This is a genomic window from Mesorhizobium sp. M4A.F.Ca.ET.022.05.2.1 (assembly GCF_003998845.1).
Classification (GTDB): Bacteria; Pseudomonadota; Alphaproteobacteria; order Rhizobiales; family Rhizobiaceae; genus Mesorhizobium.
Genome location: NZ_RZOJ01000068.1, coordinates 1 through 21,378, shown reverse-complemented (window position 1 = coordinate 21,378; position 21,378 = coordinate 1). Strand labels below are relative to the sequence as shown.

Annotated in this window: 21 protein-coding genes and 1 pseudogene; 6 read left to right on the top strand and 16 right to left on the bottom strand. The window is 63.9% G+C overall.

Going from position 1 to position 21,378, the window contains the following annotated elements; genetic code table 11:
* The 5 genes and pseudogenes from EN745_RS10760 to EN745_RS10740 form a co-directional block, all read right to left on the bottom strand.
* Positions 1 to 422, bottom strand: a pseudogene (locus tag EN745_RS10760) (hypothetical protein); the annotation flags it as partial.
* Between the two features lie 46 nt (positions 423 to 468).
* A complete protein-coding gene (locus tag EN745_RS10755; RefSeq protein WP_127399888.1) occupies positions 469 to 1,869 on the bottom strand; it encodes an amino acid permease in 1,401 nt (466 codons plus the stop codon).
* Between the two features lie 14 nt (positions 1,870 to 1,883).
* Positions 1,884 to 2,045 (bottom strand): hypothetical protein, encoded by a 162-nt coding sequence (locus EN745_RS10750; RefSeq protein WP_126056041.1) that lies wholly within the window; start codon positions 2,043 to 2,045, stop codon positions 1,884 to 1,886.
* 15 nt (positions 2,046 to 2,060) lie between these two features.
* Positions 2,061 to 2,438: a hypothetical protein gene (locus tag EN745_RS10745; RefSeq protein WP_126056040.1), complete on the bottom strand. Its 378-nt coding sequence runs from the start codon at positions 2,436 to 2,438 to the stop codon at positions 2,061 to 2,063.
* A 5-nt stretch (positions 2,439 to 2,443) separates the two neighbouring features.
* A complete protein-coding gene (locus tag EN745_RS10740) occupies positions 2,444 to 2,731 on the bottom strand; it encodes a hypothetical protein (protein ID WP_126056039.1) in 288 nt (95 codons plus the stop codon).
* A 286-nt stretch (positions 2,732 to 3,017) separates the two neighbouring features.
* Between EN745_RS10740 and EN745_RS10735 the strand changes: the two genes are divergently transcribed.
* The 4 genes from EN745_RS10735 to EN745_RS10720 all read left to right on the top strand — a co-directional run bounded on the left by EN745_RS10735 (position 3,018) and on the right by EN745_RS10720 (position 6,861).
* Positions 3,018 to 4,151, top strand: coding sequence for an aminomethyltransferase family protein (locus EN745_RS10735; protein ID WP_126056038.1), 1,134 nt, complete (start codon positions 3,018 to 3,020; stop codon positions 4,149 to 4,151).
* Positions 4,152 to 4,252: 101 nt separating this feature from the next.
* Entirely contained in the window at positions 4,253 to 4,849 is a 597-nt protein-coding gene (locus tag EN745_RS10730; protein WP_126056037.1) for a dimethylamine monooxygenase subunit DmmA family protein, read from the top strand.
* Positions 4,846 to 5,811 (top strand): PDR/VanB family oxidoreductase, encoded by a 966-nt coding sequence (locus tag EN745_RS10725; RefSeq protein WP_126056036.1) that lies wholly within the window; start codon positions 4,846 to 4,848, stop codon positions 5,809 to 5,811. Before EN745_RS10730 ends, EN745_RS10725 begins: the two co-directional genes overlap by 4 nt.
* A gap of 9 nt (positions 5,812 to 5,820) precedes the next feature.
* Positions 5,821 to 6,861: a DUF3445 domain-containing protein gene (locus tag EN745_RS10720; RefSeq protein WP_126056035.1), complete on the top strand. Its 1,041-nt coding sequence runs from the start codon at positions 5,821 to 5,823 to the stop codon at positions 6,859 to 6,861.
* A gap of 67 nt (positions 6,862 to 6,928) precedes the next feature.
* Here EN745_RS10720 and EN745_RS10715 read toward each other — a convergent pair whose 3' ends face one another.
* Positions 6,929 to 7,651 (bottom strand): XRE family transcriptional regulator, encoded by a 723-nt coding sequence (locus EN745_RS10715; RefSeq protein ID WP_126056034.1) that lies wholly within the window; start codon positions 7,649 to 7,651, stop codon positions 6,929 to 6,931.
* Between the two features lie 257 nt (positions 7,652 to 7,908).
* On the opposite strand from EN745_RS10715, the gene EN745_RS10710 reads away from it, so the two are divergent.
* The gene (locus tag EN745_RS10710; RefSeq protein ID WP_127421219.1) at positions 7,909 to 9,267 is read left to right on the top strand and encodes an NAD(P)/FAD-dependent oxidoreductase; all 1,359 of its coding nucleotides are present in this window, start codon (positions 7,909 to 7,911) and stop codon (positions 9,265 to 9,267) included.
* 27 nt (positions 9,268 to 9,294) lie between these two features.
* Here EN745_RS10710 and EN745_RS10705 read toward each other — a convergent pair whose 3' ends face one another.
* From EN745_RS10705 to EN745_RS10665, 9 genes are all read right to left on the bottom strand, one after another.
* Complete coding sequence (locus tag EN745_RS10705) at positions 9,295 to 9,672, bottom strand: GFA family protein (RefSeq protein WP_126056032.1); 378 nt, start codon at positions 9,670 to 9,672, stop codon at positions 9,295 to 9,297.
* 37 nt (positions 9,673 to 9,709) lie between these two features.
* Complete coding sequence (locus EN745_RS10700; RefSeq protein ID WP_126056031.1) at positions 9,710 to 11,689, bottom strand: ABC transporter permease subunit; 1,980 nt, start codon at positions 11,687 to 11,689, stop codon at positions 9,710 to 9,712.
* The gene (locus EN745_RS10695; protein ID WP_127421218.1) at positions 11,686 to 12,765 is read right to left on the bottom strand and encodes a glycine betaine/L-proline ABC transporter ATP-binding protein; all 1,080 of its coding nucleotides are present in this window, start codon (positions 12,763 to 12,765) and stop codon (positions 11,686 to 11,688) included. The genes EN745_RS10700 and EN745_RS10695 overlap by 4 nt, the downstream gene beginning before the upstream one ends.
* 75 nt (positions 12,766 to 12,840) lie before the next feature.
* Positions 12,841 to 13,815, bottom strand: coding sequence for an ABC transporter substrate-binding protein (locus EN745_RS10690; protein ID WP_127421217.1), 975 nt, complete (start codon positions 13,813 to 13,815; stop codon positions 12,841 to 12,843).
* Positions 13,816 to 14,200: 385 nt separating this feature from the next.
* Positions 14,201 to 14,986 carry an SDR family oxidoreductase gene (locus EN745_RS10685; protein WP_127421216.1) on the bottom strand — a complete coding sequence of 262 codons (786 nt, stop codon included), beginning with the start codon at positions 14,984 to 14,986 and terminating at the stop codon, positions 14,201 to 14,203.
* A gap of 8 nt (positions 14,987 to 14,994) precedes the next feature.
* Positions 14,995 to 15,762 (bottom strand): SDR family oxidoreductase, encoded by a 768-nt coding sequence (locus tag EN745_RS10680; protein ID WP_127421215.1) that lies wholly within the window; start codon positions 15,760 to 15,762, stop codon positions 14,995 to 14,997.
* A 130-nt stretch (positions 15,763 to 15,892) separates the two neighbouring features.
* Positions 15,893 to 17,401 carry a sugar ABC transporter ATP-binding protein gene (locus EN745_RS10675; RefSeq protein WP_127421214.1) on the bottom strand — a complete coding sequence of 503 codons (1,509 nt, stop codon included), beginning with the start codon at positions 17,399 to 17,401 and terminating at the stop codon, positions 15,893 to 15,895.
* Positions 17,402 to 17,430: 29 nt separating this feature from the next.
* Positions 17,431 to 18,369 carry a sugar ABC transporter substrate-binding protein gene (locus tag EN745_RS10670; RefSeq protein ID WP_126056026.1) on the bottom strand — a complete coding sequence of 313 codons (939 nt, stop codon included), beginning with the start codon at positions 18,367 to 18,369 and terminating at the stop codon, positions 17,431 to 17,433.
* Between the two features lie 134 nt (positions 18,370 to 18,503).
* Positions 18,504 to 19,514, bottom strand: a complete 1,011-nt coding sequence (locus EN745_RS10665) for an ABC transporter permease (protein WP_189347647.1) — start codon at positions 19,512 to 19,514, stop codon at positions 18,504 to 18,506.
* 312 nt (positions 19,515 to 19,826) lie between these two features.
* Here EN745_RS10665 and EN745_RS10660 point away from each other — a divergent pair, with 312 nt between their 5' ends.
* The gene (locus tag EN745_RS10660; protein ID WP_126056025.1) at positions 19,827 to 20,789 is read left to right on the top strand and encodes a sugar-binding transcriptional regulator; all 963 of its coding nucleotides are present in this window, start codon (positions 19,827 to 19,829) and stop codon (positions 20,787 to 20,789) included.
* Here EN745_RS10660 and EN745_RS10655 read toward each other — a convergent pair.
* A partial coding sequence (locus tag EN745_RS10655; protein ID WP_210213748.1) for a hypothetical protein occupies positions 20,779 to 21,378 on the bottom strand: 600 nt, incomplete at its 5' end. The genes EN745_RS10660 and EN745_RS10655 overlap by 11 nt on opposite strands.

Sequence of the window (21,378 nt, the reverse complement as noted above, 5' to 3'; positions counted from 1 at the left end):
GTGCGCAGCACCGCTTCGGCGGGAAAGCTGGCGGCCGCCGGCAGCGTATGGCCAAGGTGATCGAAATTGGAGAAGGTGGTCGCCGAACCCGGCCGCATCATCATGTCGAAGGTTCCCGGCACATCGACAGGCTCGGTGACCGTGACGCTCAGCCATCGCGTCGGCAGTTTTCGCGTCGCCAGCGTGTCGATGATGGTGCGGACCTGCACACGACGCCCGTTCCAGGTGCCCGCCCAGGTGAGGACACCGGCGGTGCCGTCTGAGACATCGATGGCGTCGGCGATGACGGAGCGAATGTCGGCGGTGTCGGCGGCAAGCCCCGCCCTGGCCCGTTTGCGGCTTTTGCGCGCGAGCCAGGCGAGGTGGACGACGACGGCAAGCGCAATCGCCCCGACAAGTAAAGTTGACGTCAACTCAGACATCTCGACGCGCCAGAGCCCACCGTCAGCCGGCGGGCTTACTTTCCACTCAATAGCCCTGCGGCTTCGGCCACGGCATGGTGAACTGGTCGCCGCGGCGCACGAATTTGTAGCGATAGAAGTGGAACCACAGCGAGATCAGGAAATAGAAGATGGTCATCGCGATCAGCTGCGAGCCGAAGCCGAGGAAGATGGCGAAGAAGGTGACCACGCACAGGCAGAACAGCACGATCGCCGGCAGCGGATGGAAGGGATGCGTGTAGCCGCGACGGATCGAGCCCAGCGGCCACTTCTTGCGGAACATCATGATGTTGATGCTCATGAAAGTGTACTGCAGCACGCCCGACAGGATCGAGAAGGTGATCGCCTGGTTGAGATCGGCGATGAAGGCGAAGGCGAGCGCGATCGGCAGCAGGAACAGGATCGAGCGGTAGGGCGTGCGGTATCTCGGATGCACCGCCGAGAACCAGCTCGGCAGATAGCGGTCGCGGCCGAGCGAGAACCAGGCGCGCGCCGCATCGTTGATGCAGCCATTGGCGGAGGCAAGCGCGGCCAGCAGCGTCGCGATGAACAGCAGGTTCTCGAGCAGCGGGCTGCCGGTCAGCTTGCCGGCGTCCCACAACGGATAATAGGTGATGCCGAGATATTCCCACGGCATCATCGAGGCGCAGACATACCATGTCATGGCGGCGGCGATCAGAAGCGTGATCATGCCGGCCATGGTGCCGTAGGGCAGCGAACGCGCCGGCGAGCGCACTTCCTCGGCGGCCTGCGTCGTGCCCTCGATGCCGAGATAGTACCAGATGCCGAACTGGAAGGCGGCGATGACGCCGATCCAGCCATAGGGCAGCGCATTGCCGGGCGTCACCAGCTCGTTGAGCTTCAGCACCGCCCCTTGCGTCCACGGGCTCACCGAGAAGAACAGGATGACGATCGAAATGTAGGCGATCGCGGTGATGATGAAGTTGACGTTGAGCGTCATCAGCACGCCGCGATAGTTGAGCCATGCCAGCACCACGATGGTGGCGGCGATGAAGGAATTGTGGGTAAGCCCCTCGACGCCGGCCTTGGCGACTATCGTGTCGCCGAGCAGGATTGCGTCCGACACTTCGAGCATCGTGTAGGCGAAGACCAGGAAGAGTGCGACGTTAAAGGCCATCAACGGCCCGACGATGTGCTTGGCCTGCGCGTACTGGCCGCCGGCAGCGGCGACGGTCGAGGTCACCTCGGAATCGATCATGGCGACCGAGGTATAGAGCAGGCCGACGATCCAGCAGACGATCAGCGCCGCCAGCGCGCCGCCCTTGTCGGCCGAGAAGTTCCAGCCGGTGAATTCGCCGACCAGCACGATGCCGACGCCAAGCGCCCAGACATGAGCGGGGCCGAGCACCCGGAGCAGCGAGACCCTCTCGCCGTGGATGGTGGTGGTGTTGTCAAGCGCGACCGTCATCGATCAATCCCCACTCAGATCCGGTGCTTCTCGGAGACGGCTTCAAGCTCGCCTTCGCGCGACGAGGTCAAGACCTCTTCGGAATAGGCCGAGTCGACCTTGAACCAGTCGTAGAGCATCCACAGCGCGAGCACGATCGAGATGCCCCAGCAGGCGTAAGACAGCGGTATCCACATGAGCGTGCCCCCGGATTACTTGTCGTCGAATTTTTCGTTGATGACGTCGCGATATTCCCGGTCCGATGCGCGGAACAGGAAGACGAAATAGGCGATCAGCACGATCGCCATGATGATCAGCGTCGGCCAGTCGATAATGTAGTGGAACCGATTCTGGATGATGTCGTGCGCGGTCTCGGGCGTATAGCCGAGCTTCTCCCAGATCGAGGCCATGGTGGCGTTCTGGCCAAGCGCGTCCCAGGTCTTGGCGTCGAGCGGATCGATGGACTTCGCCGCTCCGGCGAGGCCGAGCTTCAGCGGCAGCCACAGCGCCACGAAAATGGCCACCACGACGACAGCGATGTCGAAAATCTGGCCGGCCTTGCTCTGTTCCGGCGGCGTGTAGCGGGACATGCTGTCTACCCCTTGCGGTTGCGGAACGCATCGGCGTTCTTGATGTCGAGCCCGTAGATGAAGTCCTTGTCTTCTTTGTAGTGGTTGACCATCGCCAGGATGGCGGCCGTGTTGAAGATCAGCACTGCGGCGGCGGCGACCGCGACGACCAGCTTGATGCCGGCGTCCGGAATGTACGGCCATGCCATGATGAGGACGAAGAGGATCGTCGCCCACAGGCAGATGATCAGGAGCGCGGATCCGCGCACGTCGGAACGGTACAGCGCATTGATGCGCTGCTGCAGGTCGGACATCGGTTTTCCCCTTCTCTCGACGTCCGAACCCGAATCGGCCGGGCGTCCCGCTCTTTCAACAGAGTGAAATTTTTTTCATAAGTTCCGACCGAATTCCGGAATTGTCAAGCCGGATTTACGGTTTGTGAACCGTTCGTTCCAGGTCAAGAATTTTGCCTGACAATGAAATTATTTGCTTCAAGGGGATTGCAGCGCTTCGCCGTTTGCGGTCAATATTCGATCAAAGCTCCGGCCATCGAGCCAAGGAGCAGGGAACAGCAATGACTTTCTGACGGAGGACGATCGGATGACGGCATCCTGGAGATTTTCGACCTTGGCGGACCGCCATCGCGCGCTCGGCTCGAAGCTCGAGGACTGGAGCGGCATGGGCACCGCCTGGACCTACGACAAGGATGCCGATGAGGAATATGTCGCCATCCGCACCAAGGCCGGCCTGATGGACGTGTCGGGCCTGAAGAAGGTCCACATCACCGGGCCGCATGCCGCACATCTGATCGACCTCGCCACCACCCGCGACGTCGAGAAGATCTATCCCGGCAAGTCGGCCTATGCCTGCATGCTGAACGAGGCCGGCAAGTTCACCGATGACTGCATCATCTACCGCATCAGCCCCAACAGCTGGATGGTGGTGCACGGGTCGGGCACCGGCCATGAAGAGTTGCAGCGGGCAGCTGTGGGCCGCGACGTCTCGCTGCGCTTCGACGACAATCTGCACGACCTGTCGCTGCAAGGACCGACCGCCGTCGACTACCTGGCCAAGCACGTGCCGGGCATCCGCGACCTCAACTACTTCCACCATATGCAGACGCAGTTGTTCGGCCTTCCGGTGATGATCTCGCGCACCGGCTACACCGGCGAGCGCGGCTACGAGATATTCTGCCGCGGCCAGGACGCCGGCACGATCTGGGACAGGATCCTCGACGAGGGCAAGAGCGCGGGCATCATCCCGTGCCGCTTCACCACGCTGGATATGCTGCGCGTCGAAAGCTACCTGCTCTTCTACCCCTACGACAATTCGCAGAAATATCCCTTTGACAATGAAGGCCCCGGCGACACGCTGTGGGAGCTCGGCCTCGACTTCACCGTCAGCCCCGGCAAGACCGGCTTCCGCGGCGCCGAGGAGCACTACCGCCTGAAGGGCAAGGAGCGCTTCAAGATTTACGGCGTCCTGCTCGACGGCAAGGAGGCGGCCGACGAAGGCGCGCCGGTCTATCGCGACGGCAAGAAGGTTGGCGTGGTGACCTGCGCCATGTATTCGCCGCTGGTCGAGAAGTCGATGGGCATCGCCCGCCTCGACGTCGACTGCGCCGTCAAGGACGCCAGGCTCGAGATCCGCAACAGGAGCGGCGCGATCAACGCGACGGCGCAACCATTGCCGTTCGACGATCCCAAAAAGACCAAGCGCACCGCCAAGGGCTGAGGCATTATCAACGGGGAGGGGTATCGAGGCACTAGAGCATGATCCCGAAAAGTGGGAACCGGTTTTCGGAAAAGATCATGCTCCAACTGATCTAAGGTAGAATGGCAGCCAAGACGATCATCAGCCGGCCCGTTTACGGAACCCTGTCTCCGCAGCCCGGCAAGCACCATCTATTCGTGGCGGATGCCGAAGGCGCGCTCGCGATCATCGACATGGCCGGCAAGGCGCCGGCCGGTTTCTTCGACGGTGCCGAGATCGTCTTCATTCCGGGTCCCGACGGCAAGCACATTGGCGCTCTCGAAGCGCTGAAGCCGGCGCAGCTCCATATTGCGCCGTCCTTCGCCAGCCTGCTGCCGCGATTGAGGCAGACCCTGACCAACGCCCATATGGGCCTGCGTCTCTATCTTAGCGGCACCGAAGGGCTGATCGGCCAGGCCATGCAGGTGGCGCTCGAGGCCGGCATCGACCACACCTCCATGCAGACCGAGCATCGCGGCTCGCTGGCGCGCCGCATGCAGTGCGTTCACTGCAAGGGCATCACCGAGAACGTGACGACGCAGCCGGCGACCTGCGCGCATTGCGGCCTGCTGCTTCTGGTGCGCGACCACTATTCAAGGCGCCTGGCCGCCTTCCAGGGCGTCTGCATCAATGCCGAGGATCGCTCAGAGGTTCCTCCGATGGAGGAGGTCTTCCGATGAGCACCGGCACCACCAAGCTCGACGTCGTCGTCAGCGATGTCGCCCCCGTCAACGATCTGGTCACCCGCTTCCATTTCCGCCGCCGCGACGGCGAACTCCTGCCGACCTTTTCAGGCGGCGCCCATGTCGTGGTCGAGATGCGCGACGGCGACCGCACCAGGCTCAACCCCTATTCGCTGATGGGCTCACCGCTCAATACCAGCGAATACACGATCTCGGTGCGCCGCGACGATGTCGGCCGCGGCGGCTCGCTGTTCATGCACAGGTCGGTCAAGCCCGGCCTCGAGATGGTGATCAGCTATCCGGTCAACCTGTTCTCGCTCGACCTGAGAGCCAGGAAGCACCTGATGCTGGCCGGCGGCATCGGCATCACGCCGTTCATGGCGCAAACCGCGCAACTGGCGGGGTCGGGTGGCAATTTCGAGCTGCATTACACCTGCCGCACCGCTTCGCTCGGCACATATGCCGATATCCTGCAGCAGCGCTACGACCGCCGGGTGAAGCTTTACCACGACGATCGCGACGAGCGCATCGATCTCGACCGTCTGCTTTCGACGCAGCCGCTCGGCACGCATCTCTACGTCTGCGGCCCGGCCGGCATGATCAACTGGGTGCGCGACCGCGCCGCCGCTCTCGGCTGGCCGTCGGAAACCGTGCATTTCGAGCATTTCGCGGCGCCCCAGCCCGGCGCGCCCTTCGATGTGGCGCTGGCCGTCAGCGGCAAGACGATCCGTGTCGGCTCGCAGCAGAGTCTGCTCGAGGCGATCGAGGCCGCCGGCGTCGATCCGCCCTATCTCTGCCGCGGCGGCGTCTGCGGCCAGTGCGAGACCAATGTCATCTCGGCAGACGGCAAGTTCATCCACAACGACCACTGGCTGAGCGAGGAAGACCATCGCTCCGGCTGCAAGATCATGCCTTGCGTCTCGCGCTTCGAGGGCAAGTCGCTGGTCCTGGAAAGATAGGAGGCGAGCTTGGGCATCACCTTTCGCAAGGAAACATTTCGGGACGACTACACCTTCCGCAACAGCCCTGAGCACATCAGGCGCTTTCCGTTCCCGTTCAACGAAGACAGCTACATGTATGCCGTCAACATCGAGCCGCATGTCGTCGGCCCGAAAGGCAGCGTGCTGGAAAACCTGATCGACGTCGACGAGCACTATGTCGCCGAGATGCAGGATCGCGCGCTGGTGCTGGCCGAGGATCCGCTGCGCTGCCAGTCGCTGCCGCATATGACGCTGGCCGGCTGGGACCTGCTCGAGCTTTTGATGGAGCAGCAGGCGCTCGGCTATCCCGAGCATTTCACGCTGACGCGCGACGGCGACCGCTGGCGCTGGATCAACCGGCCGCTCGGCATCGACGACACCTTCACCTTCGGCGACACCTCGACGCTGCCCTATGGCCCGATGGAATACATCACCCGGCAGAGCCAGGGCGATTTCTGCATCCTCGATCAGCGCGACGGTAATCTGTGGATGGATGCCGGCATGGTCACCACCCAGGCCGATTGGTCGCTCGATTTCGACATCGGCATGAACTTCTTCGAGTGGCACGCGCCGGTGCCGCTGGCGCACGAGAAGGGCATCTTCATCCGTGCGCTGAAATTCCTCACCAACATCCAACAGGGCAAGCCGGCGCGGCGGCTCAACTGGACGATGACCATCAATCCGCGCCTCGACACCAGCCCGGAGAACTACCACAAATGGGGTCCGGACCGGGCGACGGTCACGCCGGAGAATGTTGGCGACAAGGTGCATCTGCGCGTCGAGCTGCAGAGCTTCTGGCGGCTGCCGCGCTCGAACGGCATCGTCTTCCCGATCCGCTGCTATCTGATCAAGATGGACGAGCTGGTGACGCAGCCGAAATGGGCGTGTCGCCTGCACCGCGTCATCCGCGACCTGCCGGAAGAGCTCGCCACCTACAAGGGCCTGACCCGCTATAGGCCGACGCTGGTCGAGTGGCTGTCGAAGCTGGACGACGGGAGCCCGACCAGCCCGGGGTTTGGGCCGGATTGAAACTGTCGGCGGGACAGCGCCCACCTCTGTCCTGCCAATCTCCCCCACGAAGGGGGAGATCAGCCGATCACCCAGCGCTGCTTTGCGGATAGCAGATGATGGAAAGGTACCGCATCGGCAGCCGCGTCAGCTGTTCCGGTCCGTGCGGTGCGTCGGCGTCGAAGAACAGGCTGTCGCCAGGTTTCATAGGATAGAGATTGCTGCCGTGCCGGTACACCACCTCGCCCTCCAGCATGTAAAGGAACTCCATGCCGGCATGCTGGAAGGTCGGGAAGACGTCCGAATCCTCAGTCAGCGTGATCAGATAAGGCTCGACGACGACGCCGCTGGTGTTGGAGCCGATATGGCCGAGCAGATTGTACTGGTGGCCGGCGCGCGTGCCGCGGCGCTCGACATCGAGGCCTTCGCCGGCCTTGACGAAGACGGCGCTGTGCTCCTCCTCGAAGCGGCGGAAGAAGGCGGTGACCGGAACGCCGAGCGCGCGCGACAGCGCCTGTAGCGTCGTCAGCGACGGCGAAGTGATGCCGTTCTCGATCTTCGACAGCATGCCGAGCGAAATGTCGGTGGCGGTCGCGAGATCGGCGACGGTAATGCCGAGCTTCTTGCGGAATGCCCGCACCTCGCGGCCGATCGCCACTTCCAGCACCTTTTCGCGCGTGTCGCGAATGGCATGCGGGTCCTGGGTGAGCGGCGTGCGGATCGTTCGCCCGTTCGGGCCAATGCTCTTCGGCGAGGGCTTGCCCTTTGTGGCGCCGGCAGCGTGCTTGAGATCGGAAGTCTTCTTCGCCATGTCGCCCTCAGATTCTGCGAGAATTTCACTCATGGTGAACATATTCGGCGGCGATACAAGAGGGCAAACGCGACGGCAAGCCATCCTATGTCGCAGGGCCATTCCTCGCCAAATTGTCCGTCGCCGGTTTTCCGCGTGAAATCCGCTGCACGCCAACGCCGTTCACGCAGTTGGTTATTGACAGCACAAGAGGGCCAATTACTGTCACTGACAGTGAAATTTGTTTCGCTAGGGAAAATGAGAACGGGAGACCCGCCATGAACAGTCGCGTTGCCGTCATCGGAGCAGGACCCTCGGGTTTGGCTCAGCTTCGAGCCTTCAAGTCGGCCGCCGATAAGGGCGCCGAGATTCCGGAAGTCGTCTGCTTCGAGAAGCAGTCCGACTGGGGCGGCCTGTGGAACTACACCTGGCGTACCGGGCTCGACGAGCATGGCGACCCCGTGCATGGCTCGATGTACCGCTATCTCTGGTCGAACGGGCCGAAGGAATGCCTCGAATTCGCCGACTACACCTTCGAGGAGCATTTCGGCCGGCCGATCGCCTCCTATCCGCCGCGCGCTGTGCTCTGGGATTACATCAAGGGCCGCGTCGAAAAATCAGGCGTGCGCAAATGGGTGCGCTTCAACACGCCGGTGCGCATGGTCACCTATTCCGATGCGACGAAGAGATTCACCGTCACCGCGCATGACCGCAGCAATGACGTCACCTACTCGGAAGAGTTCGACAATGTCGTCGTCGCCTCCGGGCATTTCTCGGTGCCCAACGTGCCGTTCTTCGAGGGGTTCGCCACTTTCAACGGCCGCATCCTGCACAGCCACGACTTCCGCGACGCCATGGAGTTCAAGGGCAAGGACATCTTGATCATCGGTCGCTCCTATTCGGCCGAGGACATCGGTTCGCAGTGCTACAAATACGGCGCCAAGTCGATCACCTCCAGCTACCGCTCGAAGCCGATGGGCTTCAAATGGCCGGAGAACTGGAAGGAGGTGCCGCTGCTGCAGAAAGTCGTCGGCAAGACCGCGCATTTCAAGGACGGCACCACCAAGGAGGTCGACGCCATCATCCTGTGCACCGGCTATTTGCATTCCTTCCCCTTCCTCACCGACGACCTCAAGCTCAAGACCGCAAACCGCATGTGGCCGCTGGACCTCTACGAGGGCGTCGTCTGGGAGAAGAATTCGAAGCTGTTCTATATCGGCATGCAGGACCAGTTCTACACCTTCAACATGTTCGACGCGCAGGCCTGGTACGCGCGCGACGTCATCATGGCCCGCATCAAGCTGCCGTCGGCCGAGGCGATGGCCGAGCATAGCGCCAAGTGGCGCGCGCGCGAGGAGACGCTGGAGGACGCCGAGCAGATGATCTGGTTCCAGGGCGACTACACCAAAGAGCTGATGGACCAGACCGACTATCCGGGCTTCGATGTCGAGGCGGTCAACCACACTTTCATGGAGTGGGAGCATCACAAGGTGGAGGACATCATGGGCTTCCGCGACCATGCCTACCGCTCGCTGATGACCGGCACGATGGCGCCGCTGCACCATACGCCCTGGCTGCAGGCGCTGGACGACTCGATGGAGAGCTATCTCGAGGTGAAGGGCGTCGCGGCGGAGTAAGGCCTTCGCGAAGCGGTGCACTTGCCGTCAGGCCGGCACGGCGACCCAGTCGTGCCGGCGCTTGTCGTAGACGGACCGCGTCGGTGGCGGAAACGACGGATCGGCGAAACAGCCGACGGCAACGGCGACCGCCGCCGGCCGTCGCGACGGATACCAGAACACCGTCGAGCCGCACGTTCCGCAGAAGTGGAAGGCGATGGGACAGCCGCTGTCGGAATCGCGCTGGAATGTCCGCGACGACCCGGTGATCTCGGTCGTTGCGGCATCGAAGAAGGCCGCTACGCCGAACGGGCTGCCGGTCCGCCGCTGACAGTCCAGGCAATGGCAAAGCGACACTATGTCGGGCTCCCGCTGGCAGCGGATCTGCAATTGGCCGCAGGCGCAGCTGGCTATCCGGCTGGTCATACTCTCTCTCCTTTGGGTGGTTTTGGCGCTTTGGGTGTTACCCCAGCCTCGCCCTGGCTTTCGCTGTCCAGGCGTTGAACAGCCGGTCGGCGACGATGCCGATGAAGGCGATCGCCAGGCCTGCCACGATGCCGCGGCCGGAATCGGCCTTGGACAGCGCGATGAACACTTCCTGGCCAAGGTCACGCGTGCCGATCATGGCGCAGATGATGATCATCGCCAATGCCATCAGGATCGTCTGGTTGACGCCGAGCATGATCTCGGGCAGCGCAAGCGGCAGTTGTACCCGGAAGAAGGTCTGGCGCGGCGTGCAGCCCGAAACCTTCGCCGCCTCGATCAGCGCCGGCGGCACCTGGCGGATGCCGTGGTTGGTGTAGCGGATTGCCGGCACGACGGCGAAGGCTATCGTCGCGATCATCGCGGTGACGTCGCCGACGCGGAACAGCATCACCACCGGGATGATGAAGCAAAAGGACGGCAGCACCTGCAGCGTGTCGATGATCGGCGTGACGATCTTCTCGAAGCGCTCGCTGCGCGCGGCGGCAAAGCCGATCGGAATGCCGATCAGGCATGAGATGAAGGCGGAGATGCCGCAGAGATAGACCGTCGCCATGGTCTTTTCCCAGAGCCCGGTGACCGCGCAGAAGGCGGTGAGACCCGCGACCAGCGCGGCAAGCCGCGAGCCGCCGAGCTGGTAGCCGGCAAGGCCGAGCAGGAACACAGCGCCAAGCCACGGAAAACCTTCGCAAAAGGCGCGCACAGGATTGAGCACGTTAAGGATCAGCGCCACCCGGAAGGCTTCGATCGTGTCGAAGAAATTGATCGTCACCCAGTTCACCGCCGCCTTCCACAACGGCGCCGTCGTGAAGGTGATCGCTTTCGGCACCGCCGCGAAGCTGGGCACCAACAGGCTGAGCAGCGTGGTGACGACAAGGATGGCGACAGCCCACGTCAGGTTGGGATAGCGCCGCCAGAAATTGAGGCCCGCCGCCCGATGCGTCTGGCCCATCGCCTGGTTGTGGGCGATCGCCTGGCTCAGCCGATCGAGCGCGATGGCCAAAGCGACGATGGCAAGGCCGGCCTCCATCGCTTCGCCCACCTTCAGCGCCCGCAGCGCCAGCAGCACGTCATAGCCGAGGCCGCCGGCGCCGATCATCGAGGCGATGATCACCATGTTCAGGGCCAGCATAATGACCTGGTTGACGCCGACCATCAGCGTTGGCCGCGCCGAGGGCAAAAGCACGCGCCACAATTTCTGCCTGGCCGTGCAGCCGGCCATCTCACTGAACTCGTCGATCTCCGATGGCACGCGCTGCAGGCCGAGCATCGTCGCCCGCACCATCGGCGGCGTGGCAAAGATGGCGGTGGCGATCATCGCCGACACCGGGCTGTTGCCGAACAGGAGCAGCATCGGGATCAGATAGGCGAAGGTTGGAATGGTCTGCATCAGGTCGAGGGCAGGGGAGACGACGAACCTCTCCGCCCAGGGCTTGCGCCAGGCCCAGATGCCGACGAACAGGCCGGTGACGATGCAGAACGGCACCGCGATCGAGATCAACGCCAGCGTCAGCATGGCGCTGGTCCACTGGCCGAACAGCGCGACATAGGCAAAGCAGCCGCCGACCAGCACACCCAACTTCCAGCCGCCGGCGGCGCGGCCGGCGAGGAACGCCGCAACGCATACGCCGAGCCAGGACAGGCGCGGCAGGGTGAAGGCGTCAGCGCCATGGCCGATCTTGAAGTTCTTGGCCAGAAGATCGAGCGCGAAATCGAGCGGCACGCCAAGCACCGCCGTGATCGAGCGCGTCAGCCAGGAGAAGCTCGCCTTTATCCACTTCATCAGGTCGCTGATCCAGTCGGCGACCGGAATGACGGCGTCGGCCGGATAGTTGACCGCCCAGGGCACTTTGTCCTCGAGCAGGAACACGACCAGCACCGCGAGAAGCGCCAGCGCCCAGATCGCCAGCCAGCGCTGGACCGGCGGCCTGGCTTCGCTGACGCTCGCCGTCACCGTCATGCGCCGGCTCCGCTGCGCTCGATGCCGGCCAGCAGGTCGATCACCGCTTGCGGCGTCACTTCGCCGATCGGCTTGCCGCTGCCGTTGATCACGGCGAAGGGCTTGCCGGCGGCGACGATACCGGCCGAGAAGCTGGCGATCTTCGCCTCCGGCGAGACCGTGCCGCCATGCTCGGTGCCGCCGCAAGCGCGCATCAGGCTCCTCGCCGAGATCACCTTGGCGCGGTCGACGTCGCGGGTGAACTCGGCGACATAGTCGGTCGCCGGATTGACCACCAGCTCCTCCGGCGTGCCGGTCTGGATGACCTCGCCGTCCTTCATGATGGCGATGCGGTCGGCGAGCCGGATCGCCTCGTCGAAATCATGGGTGATGAAGACGATGGTCTTGTGCAGCATCGTCTGCAGCCGCATCAATTCGTCCTGCATCTCGCGACGGATCAGCGGATCGAGCGCCGAGAACGGCTCGTCGAGGAACCAGATCTCCGGCTTGGTGGCAAGGCTGCGCGCGATGCCGACGCGCTGCTGCTGGCCGCCGGAAAGTTCGCGCGGATAGAAATGCTCGCGCCCGCGCAGGCCGACGAGCTCGATCACCTCGCGGGCGCGGCCCTCTCGCGTCGCCCGGTCCTGCCCCTGGATGCTCAAGGGAAAGGCGATGTTGTCGAGCACGTTGAGATGCGGCAGCAGCGCGAAATTCTGGAACACCATGCCCATGCGGTGACGCCTGAGCTCGATCAGCGCCGCATCGGAGATTTTCAGCAGGTCCTTGCCTTCGAACTCGACCTTGCCGTGGCTCGGCTCGACCAGCCGCGACATGCAGCGCACCAGCGTCGACTTGCCTGAGCCCGAGAGCCCCATGATGATGAAGATCTCGCCCTGGCAGATTTCCAGGTCGACGGCGCGTACCGCGCCGACCAGTCCCGCCGCCGCTATGTCGGTGGGGCTCGCCTTGCCGGCGCGCTCGCGGATGAAGCTCGCGGCGTTGGCGCCGAACAGCTTCCAGACATTGCGGCAGGCAAGTTTTATCGGGCGCGCATCCCTGGGCGCGCCGGCGGCCTGCGGTTCAGTCGCGTCGCTCATGCATTCGTCCTTCTGGAACGGGCAGTAGAGACCCGGCCATGCCCGGCCGGGTCTCGCAGTTTCCAGTCGGAACGGTCACTGCGCCCAGGCTTTCCAGTCGGCCTCGTGGGCGGTGATCCACGCGGCGGCGACCTCTTCCGGCGTCTTGCCGTTGAGGTCGATGTCGCCGCTCATCTTGTTGAGCTCGTCGGTGTCGATCGTATAGGCCTTGGCCACCTTGTAGGCGACCGGCCATTTCTCCTTCATGCCGCCCCAGGCATATTTCCAGATTTCGCCATGCGGCTTGCCGCAGTCATATTTGGCGTCGGGGTTGGTGCCCCATTTCGGGTCGGTGTAGCACTCCGGCGTGTATTCGGGGAATTGCACCCACTCGCCCTTGTACTTGGCCGGCGCCCAGTGCGGCGAATAGATCCACAGCATGATCGGCGCGTTGCGCTGATAGGCGGACTCGAGCTCGGCGAACATTGCCGCGTCGGTGCCGGCATGGATGACGGTGAAGGGCAGTTTCAGCGCCTCGACGCGCTCGTCGTCAAACCCTTCCCAGGTCACCGGGCCGCCCAGGTAGCGGCCCTTCGGCGCAGTCTCGGCCGTCGAGAAGGCCTCGGCGCATTTCGGGTCCTTCAGCGCTTCCCAGTTGGGCAGGCCCGGGCACTTTTCCTTCATGTATTCCGGAAACCACCATTCTTCCTTGGCCTTCGGGCCGAGCTTGCCCAGCCGTTCGGTCTGGCCGGTGGCGTCGGAAGCCTTCATGGCTTCGCCGGCGGTCGTGTCCCAGAATTCGAGGCCGACATCGAGGTCGCCATTGGTGAGGCCGGTGGTCAGGCTGGAGAGGTAATCTGCGGTCGGATATTCGACCGTGTAACCGAGCTTTTCGAAGATGCCGCCAAGAATCTTGGCGTTGAGGTTGACGCTGGTCCAGTCGAACAGGGCGATCTTGATCGGATCGCTGGATTCAGGCGCGGCCGCTTGCGCTGCCGGCGTCAGTGCGCTTGCCAGGGCAAGCGTTAGGGCTCCCGTTGATGCTGTCGAAATCATGCTCCGAAGTGACATGCTTGTTCTCCTGTCAAGCTCTGGTGAGGATTATCGGTCGTTCCCTTCTTCTGGTCTTTTTATGATTGTGTTGGAAAAGCCGGTCGCTGCGCAAGCGCCCATCCGGCACTAAAGCCGGCGCGAAAGGTGAAATGATGCCAGGATGAAGGTGCCGTGCGAAGCGAGGCCGCGTCATGGCCGCCCGTCGATGGCTGCCGGGGCAGTCATCCGCGGTTCGATCGCCGCCAGCGCGGCGCTCTTGAGCATGCGAGCCATCAGGGTCCCATGATCCAGGCCTGGCGCGTCATGCGGCGAGCCGAAGCCGTTTCATAGGATGAAATTATATATACCAAGGTTCATGTCGCGCAACGCACAAACGCACTGAGCGATGCGCAATCCGACAGCCTCAGGACATGATCAGGCCGCCATCGACATTGATGGTCTGACCGGTGATGTAGGCCGCATCGTCGCTGGCGAGGAAGCTGACCAGCCCGGAGACGTCCTCGCCGCTGCCGGCACGGCCCATCGGGATGTTCTTCACCCACTCCGCCATCAACTCGCCCGGCTTGTAGTCGCCGAGCAGCTTGCCCCAGGCGGTGTCGTTATAGGCCCACATGTCGGTGTCGATCATGCCGGGGCAGATGGCGTTGACGGTGATCTTCTCCTTGGCCACTTCCTTGGCGAGGCTCTGGGTGATGCCGACGACGCCGAATTTCGAGGCCGCATAGTGCGGCGTGTAGATAAAACCCTGCCGCGCCTGACCCGAAGCGGTGTTGATCAGCCGGCCGCCCTCGCCATGCTTGCGCATGCGCCCGATCGCTTCCTGGCAGCACAGGAACACGCCCTTGGTGTTCACCGCCAGCACCTTGTCCCACTCGGCCTCGGTCATCGCTTCGATCCTGGCGATGGTGATGACGCCGGCGTTCTGCACCGAGATGTCGACGCGGCCGAATTCCTTTTCGGCGAGGTCGTAGAGCGCCGCGACCTCGCCCTTCCTGGTTACATCCATGCGCATTGACGCGACCTTCGCGCCCGCCGCCTTGAGGCCTGCCGCGACCTCGTCGACACGCGGATCGATGGCGCTGACCACGACCGCGGCGCCCTCCGCCGCGAAGCGTCTTGCCATGGCAGCGCCGATGCCGCCGCTGGCGCCCGTGACGACCGCCGTCTTTCCTTCAAAGCGCTTCTGCATCTTCTCTCCTACCAGCAGACGAAGCCGCCATCGACGATGAGGTCGATGCCGGTGACGAAACTCGAGGCGCTGGCCGCCAGGAACACGGTCGGCCCGACCATTTCTTCCGGCGTCGCCATGCGACCCATCGGCGTGTCGCGCTTGAAGATCTTTATCTGCTCGGCCACCTCCGGCCGCTTGTTCATCGGCGTCAGCGTGTAGCCGGGGCTGACGACGTTGACGCGCAGGCCGCGGTCGGCCCACTCCATGGCGAGGCTTTTCGACATGTGGATCACGGCCGCCTTCGAGGAATTGTAGTGCGCCTGCGTCAGCCCGCGATTGACGATCGAGCCCGACATCGAGGCGATGTTGATGATCGACCCCCTGCGGCGCGGCAGCATGACGCGCGCCTCGGCCTGGCACGACAGGAACACGCCGCTGACATTGACGTCGTAGATCTTCTGCCATTTCACCAGCGACAGCGTCTCGGCGGGTTCGGCGCCGGCGATGCCGGCATTGTTGACGGCGATAGTCAGCGCGCCGAGTTCTTTCTCCAGGCGCTCGATCGCCGCCGACAGGTCGCTTTCGGAGGTCACCGAGCCGTTCAGCACCAGCGCCTTGCGGCCGAGCTCCGATATCTTTTGCGCGGTCTCTTCCAGCCCGCCCTTCGAACTGTGGCCGAAGCAGGCGATGTCGGCGCCGGCTTCCGCGAGTCCGATGGCGATCGCCTGGCCGATGCCGCTGCCGGCGCCCGTGACCAGCGCAACGTCGCCGCTGAGATCGAATAGTTTGGTCATTGGTTCCCTCCTGCCGGCTCTCCCGAAATCAAAGGGCGCCAACACTTGTTGGCGCCCCGCGCGGTCCGGTGCCTGGGAGGCTATCACCTGCTGCGCAAAGTTTCGATTCCCTGGGTTCCTCACGTCGATATCAGCTTGTCGCAAGCTCCATCACCGCGACATTGCTGGCTTCGCTGCGCTCGAGGATGCCGCGCTGGCGGCCGCGGCTCAACACCAGCACGCGGTGCGAGAGCCCCAGCACCTCCTCGAGATCCGAGCTCACCACCACCACCGCCATGCCGGAGCGGGCGAGGTCGGCGATGACGTCGTAGATCGCGGCGCGGGCTCCAACGTCGATGCCGCGCGTCGGCTCGTCCAGAATGAACACCTTGGGGGGCCGTGACACCCATTTGGCGATGATCACCTTCTGCTGGTTGCCTCCGGAAAGTTTCGAGACCGCCTGGTTGGGCTTGCCCTTGACGCCGAGCCGGGAGATGCCGGCCTCGGCGAATTTCTGCACTGCCTTGGGAAACACCCAGCCCTTCGGCGCGACATGGTCGAAATTGCCGAATGCCAGGTTCTCGCCGATCGTCTGCTCCAGCACCACGCCTTGCGCCTTGCGGTCTTCCGGCACCAGCACGACGCCGGCCCTGATCGCGGCGGCCGGGCCGTTGAGATGCACCGGCTTGCCGGCGACGCGCACCGCACCGGAAGAGATCGGGTCGGCGCCGGCGATCGCCCGCACCAGCTCGGTGCGTCCGGCGCCGATCAGCCCGGCAATGCCAAGGATCTCGCCTGATTTCACCGAAAAGCTGACGGTGTTGAAGCTCTTGTCCGGCGACGACAGATTCTCGACTTCGAGCAGCGTCTCATCGCGCGGCGGCGACAGCTTGGGGAACATGCGCTCGACGCTGCGCCCGACCATCTGCTCGACCACGGTGCGCACCGGGATGTCGGCGCGCTCGTGCCGGGCGACGATGCGGCCGTCGCGCATCACCACCACGCGGTCGGCGATCTGCGCGATCTCGTCGAGGCGATGGCTGATGTAGATGAAGGACATGCCTTCGGCCTTGAGCTTGCGGATCTGCTGGAACAGCAGCTCCGTCTCCTCGCCGCCGAGCGCGGCGGTCGGCTCGTCGAGGATCAGAAGCTCGGCGTTCAGCGTCAGCGCCTTGGCGATCTCGACCTGCTGCTGGGCGGCGACGCGCAGCGTGCGCACCTTGCGCTCTGGCGAGACATCGAGGCCGAGGCGCTTCAACTGCACCGAGGCCTTTGCATTCATGGTCGCGCGGTCGATGCGGCCACCACGCATCGGCAGGCGCCCGACATAGACATTCTCCGCCACCGACAGGTCCGGCAGCAGCTTCAATTCCTGATGGATCATGCCGACGCCGGCCTCGATGGCCGCGGCCGGATTGGCGGGGGAGTAGGGCTTCCCCCGCCAGATGATGGTGCCGGCATCGGGCTTGGTCGAACCGGCGATGATGTTGGAGACGGTCGACTTGCCGGCGCCGTTCTCGCCGAGCAGCGCCACGACCTCGCCCGGCCGCACCTCGAAGCTCGCATCAGCCAGGACCTGCACCGGCCCGTAGCTCTTGCACAGACCGCTGACGAAGAGCCCATTGTGCGGGCTTCCGCTTTGGCGAGGGTCAGGGGACATCATGGCGCTCTCTAGAAGGGTGTCAGTCCTTACGGATGCTTGGCGATGAACTGCTCGACATTGTCCTTGGTGGTCAGCGTCGCTTCCTGCAGCTGTTCGGCGGGAATCTTGTCGCCGGCCACCAGCTTGATCGCCGCGTCGACGGCGAGGCGGCCCATGCCCTGCGTCTGCTGGGTGGCGGTGACGTCGAACACGCCGTCCTTCAAGGCCTTCAGCGCCGCCACGTCGCCGTCAAAGCCGGCAACCCACACCTTGTGGCCGGGATTGGCGACCTTGACCGCCTGCGCGGCGCCCAGCGCCAGCGCGTCGGCCTGGCCGAACACGATCGACACCTCGGGATGCGACTGCAGCAGGTCCTGCGTCAGCTTGAAGCCCTCATCCTGGTGCCAGCCTTCGCTCCACAGCTCGCCAACCACCTTGATGTCGGGATAGGCCTTGAGCGCCTCGCCGCAGCCCTTCGAGCGGTCGACTTCCGGCGTCGTGCCCTTCTGGCCATGGATGATGATCATCTCGCCCTTGCCGCCGGCCTGCTTGGCGATGTAGTCGCACACGCCCTGGGCCGAGGCGACGCTGTTGGTGGCGATGAAAGTGTCGCCCGGCGCGCCGTCGGCGTTGCGGTCGACATTGACGACCGGGAGGCCGGCGGCCTTCGCCGTCTTGGTCGGCACGGTTGCGGCGGTGGCGCCGGCCGGGATGTAGATCAGCGCGTCGATGTTCTGCGTGATCAGGTCCTGCACCTGGCTGACCTGGGTGGCCGAATCGCCCTTGGCGTCGACGGTGACAACCTCGATGCCCTTCTCCTTGGCATAGGCCTCAACCGACTGCTTGATCTGGTTGAAGAAGTCGGCCTGCAGGTTGGCGACAGCCAGTCCGAGCTTCTTGGCGTCCTTGGCCGAAGCGGCGTCGGACAGGCCAAGCAGCGGGATGATGGCCGCGGCGGCAAGCAAGAGTGATCGTTTGGTCAGCATGGTTTTCCTCCGTTGATATTCAATCTGTTCCGCCCGCGCATCACGGCGCCCCATGGCCGAACATTCCCAGTCTCGGATCGACCGATCCGTCTATCGCCCGGAGACCCGGGCGAATTCTCATTGCGCCCGGCTCCTCACTGTGCTCTGCGCCGCCAGGTGTCGGTGGCGACGGCAAGCGCGATCACCACGCCGATCACCACCTGCTGGATGAAGGGCGAAACGCCAAGCAAGTTGAGCCCGTTGCGCAGCACGCCGATGATGAGCACGCCGACCGCCGTGCCGCCGATCGAGCCGACGCCGCCCGAAAGGCTGGCGCCGCCGATGACCACGGCAGCGATCGTGTCGAGCTCGTAGCCGAGGCCAGAGCTTGGCTGTACGGAATCGAGCCTTGCGGCGAGCACGATGCCGGCAAGTCCGGCGAGCACGCCGCAGATCGCATAGACCCAGTTGGTCAGTGACCTCACCGGAATGCCGGACAGGCGCGCGACTTCGGCGCTGCCGCCGACCGCGTAGAGGCTGCGACCGGTGGCGCGGTAGTTGAGGAAGATGGCGAAGACGATCGCCAGCACGACCATCAGCCCGACAGTGACCGACAGGAAGCCGAAATGACGGATGATCGACAGGTTGGTGAACCAGTCGGGAAAGCCGACGATCTGCGAGCCGTCGGTGATCATGTTGGCGAGGCCGCGCGCCACCGACATCATGGCCAGCGTCGCGATGAAAGGCGGCAGCCTGGTCACCGTCACAAGCAGACCCGAAACGAGGCCGCAAAGGCCGGCGACGACGAGCGCCGCGGCAACGCCGGCCGGCATCCCGAGATTGAGATAGTCGGGGTGGGCGACGAAGCCCATCACCATCGAGGCCAGCGCCAGCACCGAGCCGACCGAAAGATCGATGCCGCCGATCAGGATGACCAGCGTCATGCCGATCGCCATGATGCCGAGCACGGTGATCTGGTCGAGCACGTTGAGGATGTTTCGCACCGTCAGGAAGGTGTCGGTTGTCATCGTCAGCGCCAGGCACAGCAGCGCCAGCCCGATCAGCGGTCCCATGGTTCCGGCAAACAGCGCCGAAAGCTTTGCGCCGGTCGAGCCTTGCGCGCTCGTCACGCCCTTCAGCTCGCTTGCATCGTTGCTCACAGCCACTTCGTCTCCTCCGTCGGCGGACAGGCGATGCGTCGCCGTCCGTTCTTGTTCACCAGGCATCCTCCCTTGTGAACAATTTATCTTTGATATGCAATTTTGTTCAGCTAATCTGTTCATCAGAAAATTGTCAAGGGCCGTCGCGCCGCTCAGCGGCGGTTTGCGCCACCCAACGGATTGCCCTAGGAGGGCAAGGGCATCATGCGCGACCGGAATCAGTTTTCTGGTCCGAAGCCGGTGCCGTCAGGTCGTGGAGTGGACCAAGACGACCGGACGAACGACGCTGGCTGGCGACAGCGGCAGGAGGGCATGAGGATGGCGGTGATCGAGAACGAGAAGGCCTCGCGCTTCCCGGACGCCGAGCTCAAGGCGCGCGCTGCCTGGCACTATTATGTCGAGGGTCTGACGCAGGAGCGCATCTCGGAGATCCTCGGCATCGGCCGCATCAAGGTGCATCGTATCCTCTCCGCCGCCCGCGAGGAGGGCGTGGTCCAGTTCCGCATCCGCGACAGCGTCGTCGAATGCGTGCAGCTCGAGGAGAGCCTGAAGCAGCGCTTTGGCCTGAGCCAGGCCGTTGTCGTGCCGTCGGCCGCGGACAGAAGCAACGCGCCGCTGATGATCGGCCATGCCGCGGCAACCTATCTGGCCGACAACGTCAATCCCGGTGATGTCATCGCGCTCGGCTGGGGCCGCACGCTGAAATTCGCCATCAACGAACTGCCCCGGCGGCCGATTGCCAGGACCACGGTGGTCTCGATGCTTGGCGGCCTCACTCACGCGCAGCCGCTCAACCCGACCGAGAGCGCCTGGGAGTTCGCCGAGAAGATCGGCGCCGAATGCTATCTGCTGCCCGTGCCGGTCTATGCTGACAGGCCGGAACAGCGCGATGCCTTCATGAGCCAGCGCAGCGTCCAGGACGTCGTCTTCCGTGCCCGGCGCGCCAACATCGCCGTGCTCAGCGTCGGCGCCTTCTCCGGCAACAGCCCGATCGCCAATTACGGCTTCATCAAGCCTAGCGAGCTCGAGGAATTGCAGGCGGCCGGCGCTGTCGGCGACATCCTCTGCTACTTCATCGACGTCGAGGGCCGCCCCATCGACCATGAGGTCAACCGTCGCGTCTGCGCCTTTCCGCTGCAGGATCTCTCCGATATTCCGTCGATCATCCTGGTTTCGGGTGGGCAGGACAAGGTGGCCGTCATGCGCGCCGCGCTTGCCAACACCAGGGTCTCGGTGCTGATCACCGACGAGGACGCGGCCAAGGGCCTGCTCAGTCGCTGAATTCGCAAGGCTTCGGACGGCGCTCGTACGACCAGTCAGAGAGATTGACCGGCGTGAACTTCCCCTCGATCGGCTTGCCGTCGTCCAGATCCTGCGAGGCGACACCCTTGCCGGTGAGGAAATTGATGTCGCAACTGCCGAGCGTCGTCTCGACGCCATCCACCGTCTGCTTGTTCCAGTCCCAGTTGCGGCTGTAGCCGCCGACCAGGAACCTGCCTCGGCGGTAGACGATCGTCAGCGTTTCTTCCGTCGATTTGCTGGCGCCGCAGCCGAAGCAGGACGTGATCGCCACCGATCCCTTGCCCTTGCTTTCGAGATCGATGATACGGTCTTCGGTCAGTCCCTTCCTGACGAAATCAGGCCGCGGGGGAGGATCAAGGTGGTCCTCGCCGGCTGCCAGATAGATGATGAGATCGGCCGGCGCGCCGGGCTCCTGCATCACCACAACCCTGTCCATCTTGCCGTTACGGTCGATGTCGAGTTTGAGCTCGAATGCCGGCGCGTTGCCGGCGAGTGCCGGCATCGGCAGGGTCCCCAGGGCGACAAGCCAGGGCAAGGCCGCAATCTTGTGTCTGGCGCAGCCGGTGTT

Excerpts from the sequence above, each read along its gene's own strand:
- EN745_RS10695 (WP_127421218.1), bottom strand. The coding sequence starts at position 12,765 with ATGAGCGACGCGACTGAACCGCAGGCCGCCGGCGCGCCCAGGGATGCG.
- EN745_RS10715 (WP_126056034.1), bottom strand. The coding sequence starts at position 7,651 with ATGGCGAAGAAGACTTCCGATCTCAAGCACGCTGCCGGCGCCACAAAG.
- EN745_RS10700 (WP_126056031.1), bottom strand. The coding sequence starts at position 11,689 with ATGACGGTGACGGCGAGCGTCAGCGAAGCCAGGCCGCCGGTCCAGCGC.
- EN745_RS10745 (WP_126056040.1), bottom strand. The coding sequence starts at position 2,438 with ATGTCCCGCTACACGCCGCCGGAACAGAGCAAGGCCGGCCAGATTTTC.
- EN745_RS10685 (WP_127421216.1), bottom strand. The coding sequence starts at position 14,986 with ATGCAGAAGCGCTTTGAAGGAAAGACGGCGGTCGTCACGGGCGCCAGC.
- EN745_RS10705 (WP_126056032.1), bottom strand. The coding sequence starts at position 9,672 with ATGACCAGCCGGATAGCCAGCTGCGCCTGCGGCCAATTGCAGATCCGC.
- EN745_RS10725 (WP_126056036.1), top strand. The coding sequence starts at position 4,846 with ATGAGCACCGGCACCACCAAGCTCGACGTCGTCGTCAGCGATGTCGCC.
- EN745_RS10755 (WP_127399888.1), bottom strand. The coding sequence starts at position 1,869 with ATGACGGTCGCGCTTGACAACACCACCACCATCCACGGCGAGAGGGTC.
- EN745_RS10730 (WP_126056037.1), top strand. The coding sequence starts at position 4,253 with ATGGCAGCCAAGACGATCATCAGCCGGCCCGTTTACGGAACCCTGTCT.
- EN745_RS10750 (WP_126056041.1), bottom strand. The coding sequence starts at position 2,045 with ATGTGGATACCGCTGTCTTACGCCTGCTGGGGCATCTCGATCGTGCTC.
- EN745_RS10675 (WP_127421214.1), bottom strand. The coding sequence starts at position 17,401 with ATGTCCCCTGACCCTCGCCAAAGCGGAAGCCCGCACAATGGGCTCTTC.
- EN745_RS10670 (WP_126056026.1), bottom strand. The coding sequence starts at position 18,369 with ATGCTGACCAAACGATCACTCTTGCTTGCCGCCGCGGCCATCATCCCG.
- EN745_RS10680 (WP_127421215.1), bottom strand. The coding sequence starts at position 15,762 with ATGACCAAACTATTCGATCTCAGCGGCGACGTTGCGCTGGTCACGGGC.
- EN745_RS10735 (WP_126056038.1), top strand. The coding sequence starts at position 3,018 with ATGACGGCATCCTGGAGATTTTCGACCTTGGCGGACCGCCATCGCGCG.
- EN745_RS10690 (WP_127421217.1), bottom strand. The coding sequence starts at position 13,815 with ATGTCACTTCGGAGCATGATTTCGACAGCATCAACGGGAGCCCTAACG.
- EN745_RS10740 (WP_126056039.1), bottom strand. The coding sequence starts at position 2,731 with ATGTCCGACCTGCAGCAGCGCATCAATGCGCTGTACCGTTCCGACGTG.
- EN745_RS10710 (WP_127421219.1), top strand. The coding sequence starts at position 7,909 with ATGAACAGTCGCGTTGCCGTCATCGGAGCAGGACCCTCGGGTTTGGCT.
- EN745_RS10660 (WP_126056025.1), top strand. The coding sequence starts at position 19,827 with ATGGCGGTGATCGAGAACGAGAAGGCCTCGCGCTTCCCGGACGCCGAG.